Annotated in this window: 19 protein-coding genes and 4 pseudogenes; 14 read left to right on the top strand and 9 right to left on the bottom strand. The window is 62.6% G+C overall.

Annotated elements, in window-relative coordinates; genetic code table 11:
* Positions 1–8 precede the first annotated feature (8 nt).
* On the top strand, positions 9–476 hold the full coding sequence (locus HCN58_RS15270; RefSeq protein ID WP_171580173.1) for a MarR family winged helix-turn-helix transcriptional regulator: 468 nt from the start codon (positions 9–11) through the stop codon (positions 474–476).
* Positions 477–1,246: 770 nt separating this feature from the next.
* Here the strand turns inward: HCN58_RS15270 and HCN58_RS15265 are convergent.
* From HCN58_RS15265 to HCN58_RS15255, 3 genes are all read right to left on the bottom strand, one after another.
* Positions 1,247–1,585, bottom strand: coding sequence for a hypothetical protein (locus tag HCN58_RS15265; RefSeq protein WP_171580172.1), 339 nt, complete (start codon positions 1,583–1,585; stop codon positions 1,247–1,249).
* 129 nt (positions 1,586–1,714) lie between these two features.
* A complete protein-coding gene (locus tag HCN58_RS15260; protein ID WP_171580171.1) occupies positions 1,715–2,299 on the bottom strand; it encodes a peroxidase-related enzyme in 585 nt (194 codons plus the stop codon).
* Between the two features lie 111 nt (positions 2,300–2,410).
* The gene (locus HCN58_RS15255; protein WP_171580170.1) at positions 2,411–4,171 is read right to left on the bottom strand and encodes an ATP-binding protein; all 1,761 of its coding nucleotides are present in this window, start codon (positions 4,169–4,171) and stop codon (positions 2,411–2,413) included.
* A gap of 554 nt (positions 4,172–4,725) precedes the next feature.
* Between HCN58_RS15255 and HCN58_RS15250 the strand changes: the two are divergent.
* Positions 4,726–5,415, top strand: a pseudogene (locus HCN58_RS15250) (EAL domain-containing protein); the annotation flags it as partial.
* 98 nt (positions 5,416–5,513) lie between these two features.
* A complete protein-coding gene (locus tag HCN58_RS15245; protein ID WP_171580168.1) occupies positions 5,514–6,773 on the top strand; it encodes an MFS transporter in 1,260 nt (419 codons plus the stop codon).
* Positions 6,774–6,801: 28 nt separating this feature from the next.
* On the opposite strand, the gene HCN58_RS15240 is transcribed toward HCN58_RS15245, so the two are convergent.
* On the bottom strand, positions 6,802–7,779 hold the full coding sequence (locus HCN58_RS15240; protein ID WP_171580167.1) for a tripartite tricarboxylate transporter substrate binding protein: 978 nt from the start codon (positions 7,777–7,779) through the stop codon (positions 6,802–6,804).
* A 91-nt stretch (positions 7,780–7,870) separates the two neighbouring features.
* A complete protein-coding gene (locus tag HCN58_RS15235) occupies positions 7,871–8,671 on the bottom strand; it encodes an ABC transporter substrate-binding protein (protein WP_171580166.1) in 801 nt (266 codons plus the stop codon).
* A gap of 115 nt (positions 8,672–8,786) precedes the next feature.
* On the opposite strand from HCN58_RS15235, the gene HCN58_RS15230 reads away from it, so the two are divergent.
* The 8 genes from HCN58_RS15230 to HCN58_RS15195 all read left to right on the top strand — a co-directional run bounded on the left by HCN58_RS15230 (position 8,787) and on the right by HCN58_RS15195 (position 16,159).
* The gene (locus tag HCN58_RS15230; RefSeq protein WP_171580165.1) at positions 8,787–9,518 is read left to right on the top strand and encodes a TetR/AcrR family transcriptional regulator; all 732 of its coding nucleotides are present in this window, start codon (positions 8,787–8,789) and stop codon (positions 9,516–9,518) included.
* 45 nt (positions 9,519–9,563) lie between these two features.
* Positions 9,564–10,433 (top strand): amidohydrolase family protein, encoded by an 870-nt coding sequence (locus HCN58_RS15225; protein ID WP_171580164.1) that lies wholly within the window; start codon positions 9,564–9,566, stop codon positions 10,431–10,433.
* A 13-nt stretch (positions 10,434–10,446) separates the two neighbouring features.
* Complete coding sequence (locus HCN58_RS15220) at positions 10,447–11,451, top strand: Bug family tripartite tricarboxylate transporter substrate binding protein (protein ID WP_235983620.1); 1,005 nt, start codon at positions 10,447–10,449, stop codon at positions 11,449–11,451.
* A gap of 54 nt (positions 11,452–11,505) precedes the next feature.
* Positions 11,506–12,231, top strand: coding sequence for a PIG-L deacetylase family protein (locus tag HCN58_RS15215; protein WP_171580163.1), 726 nt, complete (start codon positions 11,506–11,508; stop codon positions 12,229–12,231).
* A complete protein-coding gene (locus HCN58_RS15210; protein WP_171580162.1) occupies positions 12,228–12,920 on the top strand; it encodes a 4-carboxy-4-hydroxy-2-oxoadipate aldolase/oxaloacetate decarboxylase in 693 nt (230 codons plus the stop codon). Before HCN58_RS15215 ends, HCN58_RS15210 begins: the two co-directional genes overlap by 4 nt.
* 7 nt (positions 12,921–12,927) lie before the next feature.
* On the top strand, positions 12,928–13,773 hold the full coding sequence (locus HCN58_RS15205; RefSeq protein ID WP_171580390.1) for a substrate-binding domain-containing protein: 846 nt from the start codon (positions 12,928–12,930) through the stop codon (positions 13,771–13,773).
* Between the two features lie 146 nt (positions 13,774–13,919).
* The gene (locus HCN58_RS15200) at positions 13,920–14,870 is read left to right on the top strand and encodes a catechol 2,3-dioxygenase (protein WP_171580161.1); all 951 of its coding nucleotides are present in this window, start codon (positions 13,920–13,922) and stop codon (positions 14,868–14,870) included.
* Positions 14,871–14,950: 80 nt separating this feature from the next.
* Complete coding sequence (locus HCN58_RS15195; RefSeq protein WP_171580160.1) at positions 14,951–16,159, top strand: cytochrome P450; 1,209 nt, start codon at positions 14,951–14,953, stop codon at positions 16,157–16,159.
* Positions 16,160–16,167: 8 nt separating this feature from the next.
* On the opposite strand, the pseudogene HCN58_RS37075 reads toward HCN58_RS15195, so the two are convergent.
* Positions 16,168–16,421, bottom strand: a pseudogene (locus HCN58_RS37075) (hypothetical protein); the annotation flags it as partial.
* Between HCN58_RS37075 and HCN58_RS37880 the strand changes: the two are divergent.
* Positions 16,411–16,583: pseudogene (locus HCN58_RS37880) on the top strand (Ku protein); the annotation flags it as partial. The pseudogenes HCN58_RS37075 and HCN58_RS37880 sit on opposite strands and share 11 nt — an antisense overlap.
* Positions 16,584–16,833: 250 nt before the next feature.
* On the opposite strand, the gene HCN58_RS15180 reads toward HCN58_RS37880, so the two are convergent.
* The 3 genes and pseudogenes from HCN58_RS15180 to HCN58_RS35785 all read right to left on the bottom strand — a co-directional run.
* Complete coding sequence (locus HCN58_RS15180) at positions 16,834–17,187, bottom strand: hypothetical protein (RefSeq protein ID WP_376701176.1); 354 nt, start codon at positions 17,185–17,187, stop codon at positions 16,834–16,836.
* Positions 17,188–17,269: 82 nt separating this feature from the next.
* The gene (locus HCN58_RS15175) at positions 17,270–17,491 is read right to left on the bottom strand and encodes a hypothetical protein (RefSeq protein WP_171580158.1); all 222 of its coding nucleotides are present in this window, start codon (positions 17,489–17,491) and stop codon (positions 17,270–17,272) included.
* Between the two features lie 121 nt (positions 17,492–17,612).
* Positions 17,613–17,867 (bottom strand): annotated as a pseudogene (locus HCN58_RS35785) (hypothetical protein); the annotation flags it as partial.
* A 356-nt stretch (positions 17,868–18,223) separates the two neighbouring features.
* Between HCN58_RS35785 and HCN58_RS35780 the strand changes: the two are divergent.
* Positions 18,224–19,054 (top strand): PDZ domain-containing protein, encoded by an 831-nt coding sequence (locus tag HCN58_RS35780; protein WP_171580157.1) that lies wholly within the window; start codon positions 18,224–18,226, stop codon positions 19,052–19,054.
* Positions 18,949–19,506 carry a S41 family peptidase gene (locus HCN58_RS15165; RefSeq protein ID WP_311966822.1) on the top strand — a complete coding sequence of 186 codons (558 nt, stop codon included), beginning with the start codon at positions 18,949–18,951 and terminating at the stop codon, positions 19,504–19,506. The genes HCN58_RS35780 and HCN58_RS15165 overlap by 106 nt, the downstream gene beginning before the upstream one ends.
* Positions 19,507–19,511 lie beyond the last annotated feature (5 nt).

Genomic DNA, 19,511 nt, shown 5'->3' with positions numbered 1-19,511 from the left:
AGGAATCGGTGAGAGACAACAGTGAGATGCCCGGCCATCTGGCGCGCCGGTTCCAGCAGATTGCGGTGGCCGTCTTCCTCGCCGAGGTCGAGGAGGCGGGCTTTGACCTCACGCCGGTGCAATACGCCGCTCTCGCGGCCATCCGGACCAATCCCGGGGTGGATCAGGTGACGTTGGCCGGCCTGATCGCCTATGACCGAACCACGATCACCGGCGTGGTCGATCGTCTGGTGCAGAAAGGTTTGCTGGTGCGTCACGCCAGCAACCGCGACCGCCGCGCCCGCGACTTGCGGGTTACGGAGGCCGGAAAGCGAACGCTGCGGGGGATCACGCCCGCGGTCGAAGCGGCCCAGCGCATCATGCTGCGCGGCCTCACCGAAAAGGAGGGCGCGGAGCTGACGCGGCTGTTGCGCAAGGCGATCGCCGCCGGCAACGAACTGAGCCGCGCCCCGTTGCGGGAGACGGAATTGCGGTGAACGAGAAAAGTAGGCGGATTAGCAAAGCGTAATCCGCCGCGCGCCATCAAATGCGGCGCCAATATCTTGGATTTGCGCCTTCGTCGAGACGGCGGATTACGCTGTCGCTAATCCGTCCTACCCGCCGTAACTCAGCCCTCTTTCTGCGGTGACGAAAAAATTGTCAGCGATGTCGGGACGGGCGGTTTTACCGTGAGCGAACACAGCGCGCAGGACGTACGGCGCTTAAACGCCTCCGCCGGGCGCTTCGGCCGGCAGCACTTGGCTGGTTGAAGTCTTGGGCAGAGGAAGCTGCGTACGGCAAAACCGTGTGGTCCTGGCATCCGTGGCTGGTGTCAAGCCGGCGGAGGTTTGCGAAACCCGACCGGGTTTCGATGAACCGCCAATCCGTCGGTTACGGAGACAAGAGGAATTCGTCTCCGGGGAGAGCTCGAAATAAGCCGTCAACCATCGCGCAGGAAAGGCCGGGCTGCTCCGGCGGCCCCTGTATGCTCGTGTGCGCATCTATTAAGTGCATTTGCACACGAGACCGCGGGCGCTAGCCGGCACCCGGCATTCCCTGCGCCCTCTCGCTTCTGGGGACGATAAGAATATTGCAAAACTCGGGCGCGATGCGCCGCGGGAATGCGAACGTGTATCTCAATGACGGCGGAGCGAGGGAGCTTGAAGCCCCGATGGAGCGCAGCGAAATCCGGGGCGGTGTCAATGCGGGCGAAGAGTCCCGGATTGCGCTGCGCTCCATCCGGGCTACGTGGCTAAGAGCCGGGCCGCTACCCCTGCGGCGCCACCGTAATCCTCGCGCAGTCGCGGCGGCCCATCAGAACGCAGTCCTGGGTCTTGCGGAGATCGGCAATGCTTACCGCAAGCCAGATGCCGATCGCGGTCAAGGCCACGGTGAAGGCGAGCGCTGCGACATTGGCGAGCATGCGGTGGTGGAAGTCGTCGCCCTCGTCGCGCGATTGCTCGTAGCGGGACAGATCCTTCGCCGCTTGATGCAGCCTGGCTTGCTCAGTTTCATCCCGCCGGGCGGGCGGATGGGCCGAGGTGCGCGGCCGGAACTTGAGCACGACGTGCTCATCGTCCGTGATAATGGGCCGCTGGGTTTTCACTGCCGTCGATCCGCGAGAAATCAGGCCATCTTTCTAGCACGGTGGCCGCGCGTCCAACATGAAATCTTGGCGAGCGCGGGACAGCCATCCCGTCCCGCAATGCCTGGAACCAGGCGCAAGCCGGCCGGCTCAGCCCTGTTTCGGCAGCCGCCCCATCATGTAGAACTCGTCGTTCGGGCGCATTGCGGTGACGTTGGCCAGCCGGTTCGACAGCGCGAAGAAGGCCGAAATTGCCGCGATGTCCCAGATATCGTCCTCGGAAAAGCCGTGGCCGGCGACTTCGGCAAAATCGGCTTCCGAAATCTCGTTCGCCGCCCGGCTCACCTTCATGGCGAAGTCGAGCATGGCACGCTGGCGCGGCGTGATGTCGGCCTTGCGGTAGTTGACCGCGATCTGATCGGCGATCACGGGGTTTTTGGCCCGGACGCGCAGGATCGCACCGTGGGCGATCACGCAGTAATGGCACTGGTTGGCGGCTGACGTCGCCACCACGATCATCTCGCGCTCAGCCTTGGTCAGCCTGCTGTCCTTCTCCATCAACGCGTCGTGATAGGCAAAGAAGGCGCGAAATTCGTCCGGGCGGTAGGCCAGCGTCAGGAAGACATTCGGCACGAAACCGGACTTCTCCTGCACCGCGAGAATTCTCGTGCGGATATCCTCCGGCAGCTTGTCGATGGCGGGCGGCTGAAATCGTTTGGCAGCAGGCTTGGTCATGCAAGGGTTCCGGATCAAGGCCGCGGGATGCGGCATTGCCGGAACCATATCGCGTTTTGCGGCGACGTGGATACCGCCCCCCGCGGAGAAATCGCGCGAAGCTGTGGCGCCTCAGCGAAGCGGCTTTTTCAAGAGCGAGAAGCGGTCGGGATCGAGCCCCATCGAGGGCTGCAGCATCGGCGCTTCGACCGGCGTCATGATGCGGACGGCGGGTCGGTCGCTGATCGAGGGATCGTTCGGCACGTCGCGATGCGAGGTGGCGCCGCGCCAGCGATCCAGCACGGCCGAGACGAAATGCATATCGTGGCCGGCCGAAACCGAGGGCACGGTCGCGATGGTGGCTTCGCTGCGCGGCAACTGATGAACGGGAACCTCCTTGAAGCGCAGGCGCGTCGGCAGCGCCACGCCTTCGCCGAAGGCTAGCACCTCACGGGTGCCGAGCGACGGCACGAACGACAACAGGTTGGCGGCCGCGTCCGAGACCGCCGAGCGCAACAGCGCCTGGTCGCGGTCGTTGGCGAGGCGCATCGCAAACAGCGTGTTGCACTGGGAGATGATGGTGGCGTCGAGTTCGGCCGGACGCTGAGTGACGAGGCCGAGATAGACGCCGTATTTGCGGCCCTCCTTGGCGATGCGCGAGACCGCCTTGCGCGTCGGCCCGAAACCGATGTTGCGGTCGGCTGAGGCATAACGGTGCGCCTCTTCGCAGACGAACAAAAGCGGCGAGACGCCGTCGCTCCACAGGCCGAAATCGAACGCCATGCGGCACAAGACCGACACCACGGAATCGACGACTTCGGCGGGGAAGCCGGCGAGTTGCATGATGGTCATCGGCCGGCCATTGGCCGGCAGGCGGAACAGATGGCTGATCACTTCCGCCATGGTGTCGCCGCCGACATTGGCGTTGTCGAACATGAAGGCGTAGCGCGGATCGTTGCGCACGGTTTCGACGCGCGAGATCAGCTTATGATAGATGATGCGCGAGGAGCGGTTCTCCAGCTTGCCCATCCGTTCGTCGATCAGCGAGATCAGATCGACAAGCCGGTAGGGCACCGGCGTATCGACGGTGTAGCCGACCGACTTGGGGTCGATGCGCTTGAGCCCGAGTCGGTCGGAGTTCTGATACTGGGTATAGATGCCCTTCGCCATCGGAATGACTTCGGCGAGGACGTCGAGTTCTTCCGGCACGCCCGGGCGACCGCCGAACAGCACGTCGACGATCTCTTCGAAATTGAACAGCCAGAACGGCAGTTTCAAATTGCGCGGGTTCATTACCAGCGCACGGTCGCCGAAGCAGCGGCCATATTCGTTGTGCACGTCGAGCAGGAAAATCCGCAGGTTCGGCCGTGCCTTCAGAATCTCGTTGAGCAGCAGCGACACGCTGGTCGATTTGCCGACGCCGGTGGAGCCGAGGACCGCGAAATGCTTGGAGAGCATTTCCTCGACATCGACATAGGCGATCACCGAGCGGTCCTGCTGCAGGGTGCCGACATTGATCTGGTCCGAGCCGCTCGGCGCGTAGACGGTGCGAAGGTCCTGGGCGGTAACGAGCTCGACGGCGTCCCCGATGGTCGGATAGTTGGTGACGCCACGCTGGAATTTGGGGCGTTCGCCGCCGGAGATTTCACCGAGCAGGTCGACCGACGCACTCGCGATATAGTTGTCGGAGGTCGGCGTATCCTCGCAGGACACCTCGGTGATCATCGCGATGATGGTGGAGCCGGCACAACGGATGCTGATGAAGCGGCCGACGGTGGCGCGCACTTCGGAGACGGGCATCTGGCCCGTCGCCAGAAGTCCCACCCGGGCAAGCGAGCCGCGCACGGAAATCACACGTCCGAAGGATGTCACGGTGTTGAACCTGGATCTCATGAATTGGGGTCTGGCTTCCATTATGGGCGGTCCCGACTAGCGAAACGGTTAAACCGGCGTGGTTCCGCATCGGGCTAAATCTGCGGCATCTCGGTCAGAATTCGTTCTTGCAGCAGAGTCCGGTCCACTGCTCCGAGTGCGCGTTGGGCTTGGAAAATCAGGGCTTTCCAGCATTTGCTGGCGCGCGGGAGCCGGCTTGAAGCTTAATCTCTCGTTTACCATTCCGAAGGAGAGGACCAGCCGGCAGCCATCTCTCGCTAACTTGTTATGGACGATGGGTGATTGGAATCAGCCCGTGTGTGGCCGTAACCGATTGCTAACCGCAAGTTGTAGCGCGCCTTCCACTTGTCTTTCGTACCAATATCGCTGGGCGGGAAAACTGGATGCGTCTGCATGACCAATCGCCAACCGCCCGCAGATTGGCGATTTCGCGCGGAGAAGCATCTCGGGTGAGCGTCGATAGCGACCAGAAATTGCCTGGCGGTCCCGCCGATAAGGCCGGGCTGTTTACGCTGCTTGCTGTCTGCGTCGTCCTGCTCGCAGCGGCCGTGCTCGCGCAATTTGCGATCTGGACATGGAGCTGCGACGGACGGCGAACCTACCGCTCTTTCGAGGCCGGCATGGACCAGCGCGCCAAAACGCGGCGAAGCCTGGAGCTCGAGCTACGCCAGTCGATCAGCGACGGCAGCCTCGAGGCCCACTACCAGCCGGTGGTCAATATCGAGGACGACAAGATCTCATCCTGCGAGGCGCTGCTGCGGTGGCGGCACCAATCGCTGGCGCTGAACGTGGCGGCGATGCTTGCGGCTTGCGGCCTTCCCGCAAGCAGGCTGGAGTTCGAAATCACCGAGGCCGTGCTCATTCGCCACGACGAGGCTGCGCTCGACATGCTGCATCAGTTGCGCAAGGTCCGGATCGCGCTGGACGATTTCGGCACCGGCTATTCCTCGCTCAGCTACTTGCAGCGTTTCCCGTTCGACAAGATCAAGATCGATCGCTCCTTTATCCGGGATATCGCAGGCCCCGGCGCGTCCTCGTCGATCGTCCAGGCGGTGGTGAACATCGCGCCCGCCAGTGACATGACGACGACGGCGGAGGGTGTCGAAACCGAACAGCAGAGGAACCTGCTGTACATCCTCGGCTGCACCGAGATGCAGGGCCATCTGTTTAGCCCCGCGATATCGGCCGCCGAGGTGAGGCGGCTGTTGCTCTCGCACCACGCCAGGGCCATGTCGGCTGCTTAAGACGTCGGCTGCTTGAAACGCCGGGCCCGGCTTGCTATCCAGTTCTTCATAACAAGAAACAGGGCAGGGTGGACCGCGATGAATCGCGACAACGCATCTTGAGCGACCTCGCGCGGCCTTCCGCGCTCGCACCATTCCGCGTCAGGAACTACCGCTTTCAATGGCCGGCTGATCTGCTCACCTCGTGGGCGTTCGAGATGGAGACGCTGATTCTCGGCTGGTACGTGCTGGTCGAGACCGGATCGGTTCTGCTGCTCACGCTGTTCGCTTCGCTCGGCTATGTCGGGACGCTGGTTGCGCCGATGTTCGGCGTGGTCGGCGACCGCATCGGTCACCGCGATTTGCTGGCGATGATGCGGGCGATCTACGCGGTACTGGCGGCCGTGCTGATGACGCTGGCGCTGTCCGGCCATCTCGCGCCTATTTCTGTTTTCGTCATTGCGGCCGTGATGGGCATCGTCCGCCCATCGGATCTTGGTGTGCGCGGCGCCTTGGTGGCGACCATCATGCCGCATGGCCAATTGATTGGGGCAATCAGCATCTCGCGCACCACGATGGATACGGCGCGCATCGCCGGCGCGCTGAGCGGCGCCGGCTTGTTTGCCTCGCTCGGCATGGGCCCGGCCTATGTGGCGATCGTCAGCCTCTATCTTACCGCAACCGCGCTGACGCTGTGCATCGTGACGCCGGCAAAGCCGCACGCGGCGGACGAAGCTGCCAGCGAGGCGTTGCAGCGCTCGCCGCTGCGGGATCTCAAGGAGGGCGTAGCCTATGTCTGGACCACGCCGCGGATGCAGGCCGCGCTCTGGGTGGCATTCCTGGCCAATCTGACGGCCTATCCACTCTCCAATGGCTTGCTGCCCTACATCGCCAAGACGATCTACGGCACCAACCAGACCGGGCTTGGCTATCTGTCGGCAAGTTTTGCGATCGGCTCGCTGGCCGGCTCGATCGTGCTGAGCCTGATCCGCGACCTGCGGGTGGCGCGGCTGATGATCGGCGCCACCGTCGTCTGGTACGCGACCTTGCTGGTGTTTGCGCAGATGCAGACGGTGCCGACCGCGATCGTGTGCCTGGTGGTGGCAGGCTTTTCGCAAAGCCTCGCCATGATCTCGATCGCCGTCATCCTGATGCGGACCGCGAGCGAGAATTTCCGCGGCCGGGTGATGGGCGTGCGCATGATGGTGATCTATGGCCTGCCGATCGGTCTGTTGGCCGCCGGCAGCCTGATCGACGAGATCGGATTTGCGGCGACCGGCACACTCTATGCGGCGGCCGGCCTCGCGCTGATGCTCGCGATCGTGCTGCACTGGCGCGCCGATCTCTGGCACGTGCACGCGCCGGCGAATGCGCGGTGACATGACCGCGCTAACCGGCGCGACCGTCTCATTGCACCTTGATGTTCGCCTCCTTCAGCACCGGCTCCCACTTCGCGGCTTCGGCGCGCATGAAGGCGTCGAAATCCCTCGGCGAACTGCCAACCGGCGTGGCGCCCATCTTGTCCAGAGCGGTCACGACGACCGGATCTTTCAGCGCGGCGGCAAGGTCAGCATGGATTTTGGCGACCAGGTCAGGCGCCATTCCGGCGGGTCCGAGAAAACCCCACCAAACCGAGGCGTCGTAGCCGGGCAGGCCGGCTTCCGCGACCGTCGGAACATCGGGCAACGCCTTCGAGCGCTGCGCTGTCGTCACGGCAAGGACACGAACCGCGTTGCCTTCGAGCTGGCCGACCACCTCGGGCAGTGGATTGACGCTCATGGGAATCTCGCCGGCGATGACCGCCGTGAGGGCGGGCGCGCCGCCCTTGTAGGGGATCGCCTGGATCTTGACCTTGGCGATGTAGTTGAGAAGCTCGCCGGCCAGATGCGCCGAGGTGCCGTTGCCGGACATGCCGTACGACAATGACTCCGGCTTTGCGCGCGCTGTCGCCAGCAACTCCTGCAAATTCTTCACCGGGCTGGTCTTGGACACCACGATCGCGAGCGGCGAATAGGCGATCTCGCTGATGGCAGTGAAGTCCTTGAAGGTGTCATAGGGCAGTTTTGGATAGAAGAACTGGTTCAGCGGATGGCCGCTTGCGACCAGGATCAGCGTGTAGCCGTCGGGCGCCGATTGCGTGAGCGCCTGCGATGCGATGATCCCGCCGGCGCCAGGACGATTTTCGATGACGGGCTGCTGTCCCCAGGTCTTCGATAATGATTGCCCAAGCGTGCGCGCAAGCACGTCGACGGCGCCGCCGGCTGCGTACGGCACCAGAATGCGCACGGGCCTGGTCGGGAAGGAATCCGCATACACGTTCGTGCCGGTCAGCGAAAACAGGGCGGCGGCGACGATGGTGCGGATGATTGTTCTGCGTGGGATCATGAGAAAAAGTCCTTGTTGCTACGTGTCATTGAGAATTGATGCGCCGCTCCTAATTGGTGCGCGCAGTTGGTTACAAAGTCAGCGTGCATCGCTATTCCGCAGCCGATTCCGCGGCGCCGCGCAATCCTGCGCGCACGATCGCGGCGCGGACCACGCCTTCCGATTTGACCTCATTCGTGAACTGGCGGACGAAATCCATTGCCTGCTCTCGTCCTTTGGGAATGGCGATGGCGTGGCGCTCGATCCCCCAGCGGCCGTCGAGCACTTTCGAGCCGCGCAATTTCTCCGACATCTCGAACAGTGCGGCCTTGTTGGTCGCATAGGCGCTGATCGCGCCGGCCGACAGCATCTCGATCGCAACGTCGAAGGTAGCGGCGCGCACGATCTCGGCGTGTTTGAAGTCGCGCGAAAGCGTGGCATCCGAGGAACTGCCCGCGGTCACGCCGATGCGTCGTCCAGGACAGTCCATCTCCGCCGGCGTTGTCAGCGTGGACCCACGCGGAACGAGATAGCCGAGTTCGATTTCGAGAAAGGGCGGGCCGAAATCCATATCCCGCGCCCGCGCTGCCGTCGCGTTGGTGAAGGCGACATCAACCTCTCCGCTTTTCAGGGCGGCGAGGACTTCGGCGTTTTTGGCAAACACGACCGGCTCATAGGGCACGCCAAGCCGCCGCGCGAGCTCTTTGCCGAGATCGTGGCCGACGCCGCGCGGTTCGCCCGATCCGGTGTCCGGCAGGATCGAGGTCGGCGTGCCCGGATAGAGCCCGGCTCGCAATACGCCTGTTGGTGCCAGTATCAGCCGCGGTTCCGGCTCGGCCGCGATGGCAGGGCTGACGCCGTGCCAAGCCAATGCGCTGGCAACGATCAGAAACGCAACGATGATCCGGCGCATCCGGCGGCTCTCCCTTATTGTCCCGTCCGTCGCAGGGGGCTGCTCACCACCCATATGTTTGTTGACTAGACCTGATATTTTGTACAAACGTACAAAACTCGAGAACGGAAAGCAAATGCCCATGACGCGAAACCCCAACATGCGGGAAGCCATCCTGAGCGCGGCCGAGCTGTTGTTCTCGACGCGTGGCTTCAACGCCGTGTCGATCCGCGACATTGCGCTGGAGGCGGGCGCCAATCCCGGCAGCATCACCTATCACTTCAAGAGCAAGGACGGCTTGCTGCTGGAAATCTACAAGCGCCACTGCGGGCCGATGAACAAACGCCGCATCGAATTGCTGGTCGCGGCACGGCGGGTGCGCGACGTTCAGGACCGGCTGGAAGCGATCGTGCGGGCCTATGTGCAGCCGGCGTTTTCATCGAGCAGCGATCTCGCCGGCGGCGGGGCGCGGTTCACGCGGCTGCGCGCGGTGATGTCGGCCGAAGGCAACGCCGTGGTGGGACGCATCATCGCGGAGATCTTCGACGACACCACCAACGCGTTTATCGAAGCGATCGAGGAAAGCCTGCCGCATCTGCCGCGGACGACGATCGTCTGGCGGTCGCAGTTCCTGCTCGGCGCACTGTATTACACCCTCGTCAATCCGGAGCGGGTCACGCGGCTCTCCCGCGGCGAGGCTGATGGCGCTGACATGGCGGAAGCGATCGAGCAAATCGTATCGGCGACGGTTGCCTCGTTGCAGGCGCCAGACGTCAATCACATCGACGATGCATCACGCCGGATCAAGCCTGTTCAACCGCGCGCCGTGACCGTCGCCCGAAAGCGAAAAGAAAATCCGGCCGACTAGCTGTCGCCGACAATCAAGCGCGAACCAAACGTTACAGAAGCCATTATGAATAAGCCTACGATTCCCGGACCCGATCCCAATACGCGAACGCCGAAATTCAAGCTCCCTGAGCTGGCGTGCGACGCCCATACCCACATCTTCGGCCCCGGCGACAAATATCCTTACGCGCCCGGACGGCCCTACACGCCGCCCGACGCGCCGCTCGAGGATTTCCTGGCGTTGCACAAAAAGCTCGGGATCGGCCGCGCCGTTATCGTCAATGCCAGCGTGCACGGCACCGATAACCGCGTGGCGCTCGATGCCATCGCTGTCAGCAACGGGACCTTTCGCGCTGTCGCCAATATCGACGACACCATCACCGAGCGTGGGCTTCGCGACCTGCACGAGGGAGGCTTCCGCGGCTGCCGCTTCAACTTCGTACGCCATCTCGGCGGAGTGCCCGACATGGCGGCGTTTCACTATATCGTCGCGATGGTCGCGCCGCTCGGCTGGCATATCGACCTGCATTTCGATGCGATCGATCTGCCTGAGTATGCCGAGATGCTGGCGAAATTGCCGGTGCGCTACACCATCGATCATATGGGACGCGTCAAGGCATCTGACGGTCTCGACCAGCTTCCGTTCCGGACGCTGATCGACCTGATGCAGCGGGACGAGAAATGCTGGGTCAAGGTGTGCGGCTGCGAGCGGGTATCGTCCAGCGGGCCACCATTCCACGACGCGGTGCCGTTTGCGCGCCGCATTGTCGAGACGGCGCCGGCGCGCGTGATCTGGGGAACCGACTGGCCGCATCCCAATGTGAGGGTGATGCCCAACGACGGCGATCTGGTCGATCTCATTCCGCTGTTTGCACCGGAACCGGAACTGCAGCAGAAAATTTTGGTCGATAATCCGGCGCGGCTGTTCGAGTTCTGATGGAGTGCGTGCGATGGCTGACAAACGCGAGCGATATACCTCGAGCCGACGCGCTGCGTTGTGCGCCGGCATGGTCGCGCTGGCGGCAGCGCTGTTGCTGCCGCAAATCGCCCACGCGCAAAGCTATCCGAACCGGCCGGTGCGGCTGATCCTGCCGTTTGGCGCCGGCGGCGTCGCCGACGTCACGGCGCGGCTTGTTACCGAAAAACTCGGCGAAAAACTCGGCCAGCGCTTCGTCATCGAGAATATGCCGGGCGCCGGCGGTATCAACGCCGCCCGCGCCGTGCTGTCGTCCCCCGCGGACGGCTATACGCTGGCGCTGTTCAGTAACGGCACCGCGATTTCCGTGTCGCTGTTCAAGAACCAGACGTTCAATCCGGTGACGGACTTCGTCCCGGTCTCAAGCATGGGCTATTTCGACTTTATCTTCGTCACCAAAACCGGCTCGCCTTATGGAACGCTCGCTGACATCATCAAGACGGCCAAGGAAAAGCCCGGCGCGCTCAATATCGGCACCATCAACGTCGGGTCGACGCAGAACCTTGCGGCGCAATTGTTCAAATCGACTTCCGGCGTCGATGTGACTATCGTGCCGTTCCGCAGTTCGCCTGAGGTGCTGATCGCGCTGCTGCGTGGCGACGTCCAGATGGCGATCGAGAATTACAGCGCAGTGCAGTCGCACATTGCCGATAGAGCGGTGACGCCCGTGTCGTCCTCGGGCATCATGCGTACCACGTTCCTGCCTGAGGTGCCGACGGTGAAGGAAGCCGGCGGCGGCAATTTCGAGGCACGGTCCTGGAACGCGATTTTTGCACCGAAGGGTACGCCGCCGGAAGTGGTCGCGACGCTCAATGCCGCGCTGCGCGAGGTGCTCGACATGCCGGATTTGAAGAAGCGCGCGCTCGATCTCGGCATCGAGGCCAGGGCCAGCTCGCCCGAGGAAATTCTCGACCGGCTCAAGGCTGATGTCGATAAGTGGGCCCAGGTGATCGAACGGGCAGGAATTGCCAAACAGTAGGTACGCTGCCTGTGCGCCGGGCACGTGCAATAAGCGAAGGAGGAAATCCCGATCATGAGCAATGCTGGCAAAACGGGGCTGGTGGTTACAGCGCATCCCGGTGATTTCGTCTGGCGCGCAGGCGGCGCGATCGCGTTGCACGTCAAGAAGGGCTATCGCGTCAAGATAGCCTGTCTCTCGTTCGGCGAGCGCGGCGAAAGCCAGTTCGCCTGGAAGGAGGCGGGCGCGACGATGGAAAAGGTCAAGGCCGGAAGGCGCGACGAGGCGCAGCGCGCGGCGGAGATGCTGGGCGCGGAAATCGAATTCTTCGACGCCGGCGATTATCCGCTGCGGCTGACGGAAGCGCATTTCGACCGCATGGTCGATATCTACCGCGAGCTCAATCCGTCCTTCGTGCTGACTCATGCGCTGGAGGATCCCTATAATTTCGATCATCCGAACGCGGCGCACTTTGCTCAGGAAACCCGCGTGGTCGCGCAGGCGATGGGCCACAAGCCCGGCGCCAAATACACCTACGCCGCGCCGCCGGTGTTTTTGTTCGAGCCGCACCAGCCCGAGATGTGCAATTTCAAGCCGCAGGTGATCCTCAATATCGACGAGGTCTGGGATATCAAGCGCCAGACGTTTGAGATACTCGCGGCCCAGAAGCACCTGTGGGCTTATTACGAGCGGGTCGCGCTGCAGCGTGGCGTGCAGGGCGGCCGCAATACGGGCAAGCCGATGACCTATGGCGAGGCCTATCAGCGGCTGTTCCCGATGGCGTTGGAGGAATTGGCATGAAGACGGTCGTCGTTCGCAACATCAAGCGCACCGAGCCTGATATCGTGAAGCGGCTGGGCGCGCTCGGCGTCGCCACCGCGCACGAGGCCTATGGCCGCTTCGGGCTGATGAAGCCCTATCTGCGCCCGGTCTGGAGCGGAGCCGAGACGTCAGGCACTGCCGTGACCGTGCTGGCGCAGCCCGGCGACAACTGGATGATCCATGTGGCGGTCGAGCAGTGCCAGCCCGGCGACATCCTGGTGGTCGGCTGCACAACTGATAATACCGACGGAATGTTCGGCGATCTGCTGGCGACCTCGCTGATGGCGCGCGGAGTCAAGGGCCTGGTCATCGACGCCGGCGTTCGCGACGCCAAGTCGCTTCGCGAGATGGGCTTTCCGGTGTGGTCGAGGGCGATCTCGGCCAAGGGCACGGTCAAGGCGACGCTGGGCGCCGTCAACGTTCCCGTGGTCTGCGCCGGCATCAATGTGGTGCCTGGTGACACGGTCGTGGCTGACGATGACGGCGTCGTGGTGATTGGGCGCAAGGACGCCGCCGATGTCGTCGCCAAGGGCGAGAAGCGTGTCGCCGATGAAGACGGCAAGCGCAAGCAACTCGCCGCGGGCGTACTCGGCCTCGACATGTACAAGATGCGCGAGCCGCTGGCGAAGGCTGGCCTCGTCTATGTCGACGAGCTGGAGGAGGACTGAGGTGGCGATGCGCCTGCGCACCTTGCTCGGCGACCATCCCGGCACGACCGCGCTCAAGAACGGATCGATCAGATCGGATCTGGTCGAATTCGAATTCGCGCAGTATTCGCCAACCAATAAGGGCTTCAAGCCGATGGTCCGCGAAACGGCGTTCGACGTCTCGGAGATGGCGATCGTCACGTATCTGATGGCAAAATCTTTCGGCAAGCCGATGGTGCTGCTGCCCGATGTCGTGCTGGCGCGGTTTCAACACGCGCATGCGCTTTTCAGTGCGAAAGCAGGCAAGCTCACGCCGCGCGACCTCCGGGGCAAGCGCGTCGGTATTCGTTCCTTCACCACCACGACCGGCGCATGGTTACGCGGCATCCTTGCCAATGACTATGGTGTCGATCTCGATTCGATCGAATGGGTGACATTCGAGGACGCCCATGTCGCCGAATTCGTCGATACGACGAAGCGGGCGCCCAAAGGCAAGCAGATCGTGCAGATGCTGATCGACGGCGAACTCGACGCGGTGCTCGGCGAAAAGTCGGATCATCCGGATTTGAAGCCGCTGTTTGCCGATGTTGCTGCGGAAGAAAAGGCTTGGCTTGAAAAACATAAGGTGGTGCCAATCAATCACATCGTGGTGGTGAGCCGGAGATTGTCGGAAGAACATCCGGACGCTGTGCGGGAGGTCCATCGCCTGCTTGCCGAATCCGCTGCCGCCGCGCCGGCGGCGCCGCGTTTCAGCCGAGTCGAAATGCAGCGTTCGCTGCAACTGATTATCGATTATTCCGCGCAGCAGAAGCTCATTCCGCGTGCGTTCACGGTGGACGAGCTGTTCGACGATGTAACGCGGGCACTCTGCTAGCGCGCGCAAGATGTCATCATCCGCGAAAGCGGATGATCCAGTACGCCGCGGCGCTTCGGGTTTGTTCTCGATAGCGCGGCGTACTGGATCCCCGCCTTCGCGGCGGACGACGGACTGAGAGAAATCAACGGTCAGGAGAAGCCAACATGACCCCCGAGCCGATCTTCGATCTCGCGCACCTCGGCCATATGGAACTGCTGACGCCGAAGCCGGACGAGAGCCTGAAATTCTTCGTCGACATCATGGGCATGACCGTCAGCGGCCAGAAGGGCGACTCAGTCTATCTGCGCGGCTGGGACGATTACGAGCGCTATTCGCTGAAGCTGACGGCCTCGAAAACGTCAGGCATGGAGCACATGGCGTTGCGCGCGCGCAGTCCGCAGGCGCTGCAGCGTCGCGTCGCCGCGCTGAAGGGCTCCGGCTTCGACATCGGCTGGGTTGACGGCGACACGGGGCAGGGACCGGCGTTTCGCTGCCGCGACCCCGATGGCCATATCGTCGAGCTCTATTACGAGACCGAATGGTATCAGGCGCCGCCCGAACTCAAGCCCGCCCTGAAGAATCAGGCGCAACGGTTTCCCGCGCGCGGCATCAATGTTCGCCGGCTCGATCACCTCAACTGCCTTGCCATCGACATCAGGGCGAACCGTCTGTTCTTCGAAAATTATCTGGGCTTGCGGACCACCGAACAGATCGTCCTCAACGACGGCACGGAAGCCGCGATGTGGATGACGATGTCGAACAAGAGCTACGATTTCGCCTATACCCGGGACCATTACGGTAAGTCCGGCCGCTTCCACCACGTCACCTACGCCCTCGACAGCCGGGAAGAGATCTTGCGCGCTGCCGATATCTTTCTCGAAAACGGCGTGCACATCGAGACCGGCCCGCACAAGCACGCGATCCAGCAGACCTTCTTCCTCTACGTCTATGAGCCCGGCGGCAACCGCGTGGAAGTCGCCAACGCCGGCGCTCGTCTCATTCTCGCGCCCGACTGGAAGCCGATTGTCTGGACCGAAGAGGAGCGCAAGAAAGGCCAGGCCTGGGGGCTAAAGACGATCGAGTCATTCCACACCCACGGCACGCCGCCGGTGTGAAACCGGCGAGATCCACCTTGCACCCACGATGCCGCGCACCATCTTGATGCGACAGTGCGAACGACATCGTGGAGTTGTCGATGGCAGAGCTTGTTGATTTTGCCAGCGAGGCTTTTCTTCGTGATCCACAGAAGGGCGTGGCGTTGCTGCGTGCCGCCGGTCCCGTCGTCGCGACCAAATTTCCGATCATCGGCCGGGTCTGGGTCACCACGACCTACGAGGCGGCAGCACATGTGCTGAAGGACAGCGCGACGTTCACGCTTCGCAAGGAGGGCGGCTCGGTCGTCGGCTTGCCTTGGTGGATGCCGAAGTTCATCGGGGCACTCGCCAACAACATGCTGACAATGGACGAGCCGGATCACACGCGCCTGCGCGATATCGTCGATGAGGCGTTCCGTCGCCGAGCCGTGATGGACATGGAACCACACATCCGCGCCATCGCCGATCGCCTCGCCGATGATCTGTTTGCACAAGGCAGCCCGGCCGACCTGGTCCAGTGTTACGCGCGGATGCTGCCGCTTGCGGTGATTTGCGAACTGCTGGGCCTGCCGCCGGACGACCGTCCGAAATTCATCGCCTGGGCCAATTCGATGGCGCATCTCACCAATGCATTCGGCTTTCTGCGGCTGATCGGCGGAATGATGAAGATGCGGCGCTATCTCCAAGAGCGCTTGCGGTTGACCCGCAAACAGGGCGGCGAAGGATTGATCGCCGAACTCGTGCGCGTCGAGAAGGAAGGCGGGCGCATCACGCCGGATGAAATGGTCTCGATGGTGTTCCTGCTGCTGAGCGCGGGATCAGAGACCACCACCCATCTGATCAGCGGGTCGGTGTTCGAGTTGTTGAAAGATCCTGCGCGGCGCGATTGGCTGACGGCGGACTGGAGCCGCGCTAGCCTTGCGGTGGAAGAATTTTTGCGCTTCGTCTCGCCGGTGCAATTTTCAAAGCCGCGCTACGTGCGCCATGACGTCGATCTCGAGGGCGTGAAATTGAAGAAGGGCGACCGGGTGATGGCGATGCTGGTCGCCGCCAATCTGGACCCGCAGGCGAACGAGGGTCCCGAACGCCTCGATCTCGAGCGGCGGCCGAACCGGCATCTATCGTTCGGGACCGGAATTCATTTCTGCCTCGGCCACCAGCTCGCGCGGATAGAGGGAATCTGCGCGCTGCAGGCGCTGTTCACGCGCTGGCCCCGGCTTGAGCTCGCGGTCGAGTCGTCACAAATTCACTGGCGCAGAAGGCCCGGCATTCGCATGATCGCGGAGCTGCCGGTTGTATCGGGTTCTTGATGAGGCGCGTGCACGAAGCTCGTCGGCGTGTGTTAGCGCCGCGAGATCGACGTCCTTCGACATCTTGCATCTAGCGCACTGGATCTGCAATCAAGGGAAACCGCCGTTGATCGCCTGATCGATGGTGGGAAAGGATCGATCGGCTCGCCATCGCTGTACATCCGCTCGTTCCAACTTTCGAGAGCAGCCTGGCCGCCTGTTGAATCAAAGCTTCGCCCTTGGTCCGTATCTCGGCCGATTGCGCGGCAAGGATGCGGGCCATCGCGCGCGCCTTGCGTGCGCCAGGGCGTTGTGGTCGCCACCGTCTGTCGCTCGTCACCTGCCCAGTCGCGCTTTATCCGGCAACCTCCGAGAGCGAGAAGAATCTCGTTCGATCAGCTCAATCGGCCACCGCATTAAGTACCTGAAGGTCGACGCTGACACGATCACTCCGAAGGAGCGGCCCCCAGCGAGCAACGTCGTCGACTTGATGGAGGCACCGCGCCGAAGCGTTGGTCAGGAGCAGGCCTCGAAGCCCGCGAAGCAGCCGAAGAGGGCGACCTCCGGCCAGAAGGAAATGCTGAGGCCGATCGCTGGCAAGAAGCAGGCGAAGGAAACGGCGGCGAATAAGCCCTCTGCCAAGCAGCGCAAGTCGGCATAGAGCGGCTGCCGCAGCAATGACGCGATCCGCGCCGTCAGCCGAGAGGTCGGGTTTGTCTGAAATGAAACCCGCTGGGACTGAACCTCCTGGCCACGGCGCGCACCTCGCCCTCGGATGTTTCCAGCGCGATCTTCTGGGCGAGCATGACGTCTCCGATCGGCAAAGCCCCGATTGGCATGAAACACCACCCCTCCTGCAACCGACCTCTTTCGTCGATCTCGCACACGTTCACCGACGCTCCGGCATGGATCCTGTACCGCTTTCGGCTGTCGCTTCCGACGACTTCGAAATAGCCCTTCCTGGCGAACTGCTCCCGCTGCACCGGCGACAGCCATGCTCGCAAGAGCCGCAGCGATCGGCCCTCCGGCGTGCCCTCGGCGCCATGCATGACGAAGAGCGCCCGCGTCGCTCTCATCAGGGAGCGGCCGCCCGGCGGCAACGATCGAAAGCTAATCATGGCAGTAAGACGATTACCCGCCGACCAGCCTGGGGAAGAAGACGGTTTCTTCCGCAGTGGGGTCGAATGATCGGATCCGCGAGGTTTGACCGGGACCTGTCCGCACAGCGGCGGTGAAGCCGGCCTTCGTCAGCTCATAGAACCGCTGTTCCGCCTTCAACAGCTCTTGTACGTGATCTGGATTGAATGAGTGTCGGCTGTCGCCGGTGCGGTCCATCACGATCTGGATCGCCATGACCGTCCTCCTCTGATTGATGATAGCCAAGGACCCTAGTATCCGACCACCCTGATGGACTTTCAAGGGAAGAACATTCCAATCGCAAGACGCCGCTCGTTTGCCCGACCGGGGCCGTGGTTGGCAGGCACTCCGGGCAGGTGTCGACCGAACCCAGGACGTCTCGAACCTCGGCAACGGCCTCGTCCGAAGAGACGCCGACGGGCGGATCCTGACGCGCGATGACTAGGGCGCGCTCGCGGGCATGCAGGTCGGCACGATCCTGCATCCAGCCGCGCTCCTCGCACTCGCGAATCGCGCCGGCCTCCTGCAACACGCAGATGGCCCAGCCGCGGAGGGTGCGGATCGCGGGGCCTTTGTCCTTGAATGTCAGCATCGAAGGTCGGTCCTGCTCAAGACGAATCCGTGCGAGCCGTCCCCAGTTCCGTCGCCTACCACATGGTTGGGATTCCGAATTACCATGCCCGAGGCTTTCCACCGGGTTCCTCCGTCAACATCCCGCTGTCATTCATGAGCTAGGCGAATAAGATTGTATGCCGTGCTAATCTTTGGGGCTCGACAGGCGAGAGTCCTGCGGGAAGTAGCCTCGTGGTGGCAGGATCGCTATCGTGGTCTGGCATGGACCTCAATGACCGCGTCGTTTCGCCAACGGAGCGCTAGCATTCGGTAACGAGCTGGCATCGCATGGCCGGCAAATGCGCCCGGCAGGCGCGTCGCCCGCGAGATCAGACGATGAAAGAGGCTATCGGTACATTGCCTTCGCGTCGCCAAGTGTTGCGTCTGGCAGCCATGGTGACGGCATGTGCCCTGGCTGCGAAGGCCCCGGGCGCTGCGGAGCCTCTGAGGGGAGAGACCAGCAACTCCTACGTTCCCGGTGATGGCGTCTCGACGTTCGAGAGCGTTTGGCAGACTGTACGTGATCGCTTTTACGATCCGCGTCACAACGGGCTGGACTGGCTCGCAGTCCGGGAGCGATATCTTCCAAACGTTCAGCGGGCAACTTCCCAGAACTCGCTGGCGCGCATCATCAATGTCATGCTTTCTGAGTTGCACGCTTCGCACACGCGTTTCTATACGCCAGATGAGCCGGAATACTATCAGCTTGCAGACATCTTTGTCGGCGCACTGCGACGCCGGGGACTGCAGCGTGCGTTTCCAGACGGTCGCATTTCGTACCCTGGCATAGGTATTATTTCAGGTTTTGAGTCGACTGGTCGTAACACGATCACCGGTGTCATAGATGGATCGCCGGCTCAGCAGGTGGGCCTGCTTGCCGGTGATGAAATAATCGCGGCTGACGGGACCGCATTTGAGCCGATCGGGTCGTTCCGTGGGAAGATAGGCAAATCGGTTGTCTTGGAGATCCGTCGGGGCGCCTCGATGGTGCAAATCCCGGTCATACCGGTCGATCTCAGCCCACGAAAATGTTCCTTCGTGGGTTGGAGTCGAGTGCGCGCATCATTGAATCCAACGGACGACGCATCGGCTATGTCCATGTTTGGTGCTATGCCGGCTCCATCTACCAACGCGCTCTTGAATCCCTGTTGTCGCAAGGGGCGTTAAAGGACGCGGACGCGCTGATCTGGGATTTGCGGGACGGCTGGGGCGGCGCGCAACCCGAATATCTCGATCTCTTCAATGCACGCGCGCCCACAATGCAGGTTACCGACCGAAGCGGCACTAGCGAATTCGTGAACGTGAAGTGGCGCAAGCCCGTTGCGATGCTCGTAAACGGCCGTACGCGCAGCGGCAAGGAGGTCCTTGCCTATGGGTTCAAAAAGTACCGCTTGGGCGAGCTCATCGGCACCCGGACAGAGGGCGCGGTCCTTGCCGCGACCGCATTCCTCATGGCAAGCGGTTTGCTGCTGCTTGCAGTCGAAGATGTCCGGGTCGATGGCGAGCGCCTGGAGGGCGTGGGCGTGACGCCGACGATCGAGGTCCAGGCAGGCGCGGCCTACGCCGGGTCAGACGACCCCCAGCTGAGCCGTGCTGTCGCGGTTCTGTCCGGGAGCTGATCCGG

The sequence above is a fragment of the Bradyrhizobium australiense genome, assembly GCF_013114825.1.
Lineage (GTDB): Bacteria > Pseudomonadota > Alphaproteobacteria > Rhizobiales > Xanthobacteraceae > Bradyrhizobium > Bradyrhizobium australiense.
The sequence above is the reverse complement of the archived record's forward strand: the minus strand, read 5'-3'. Positions and strand labels throughout refer to the sequence as shown.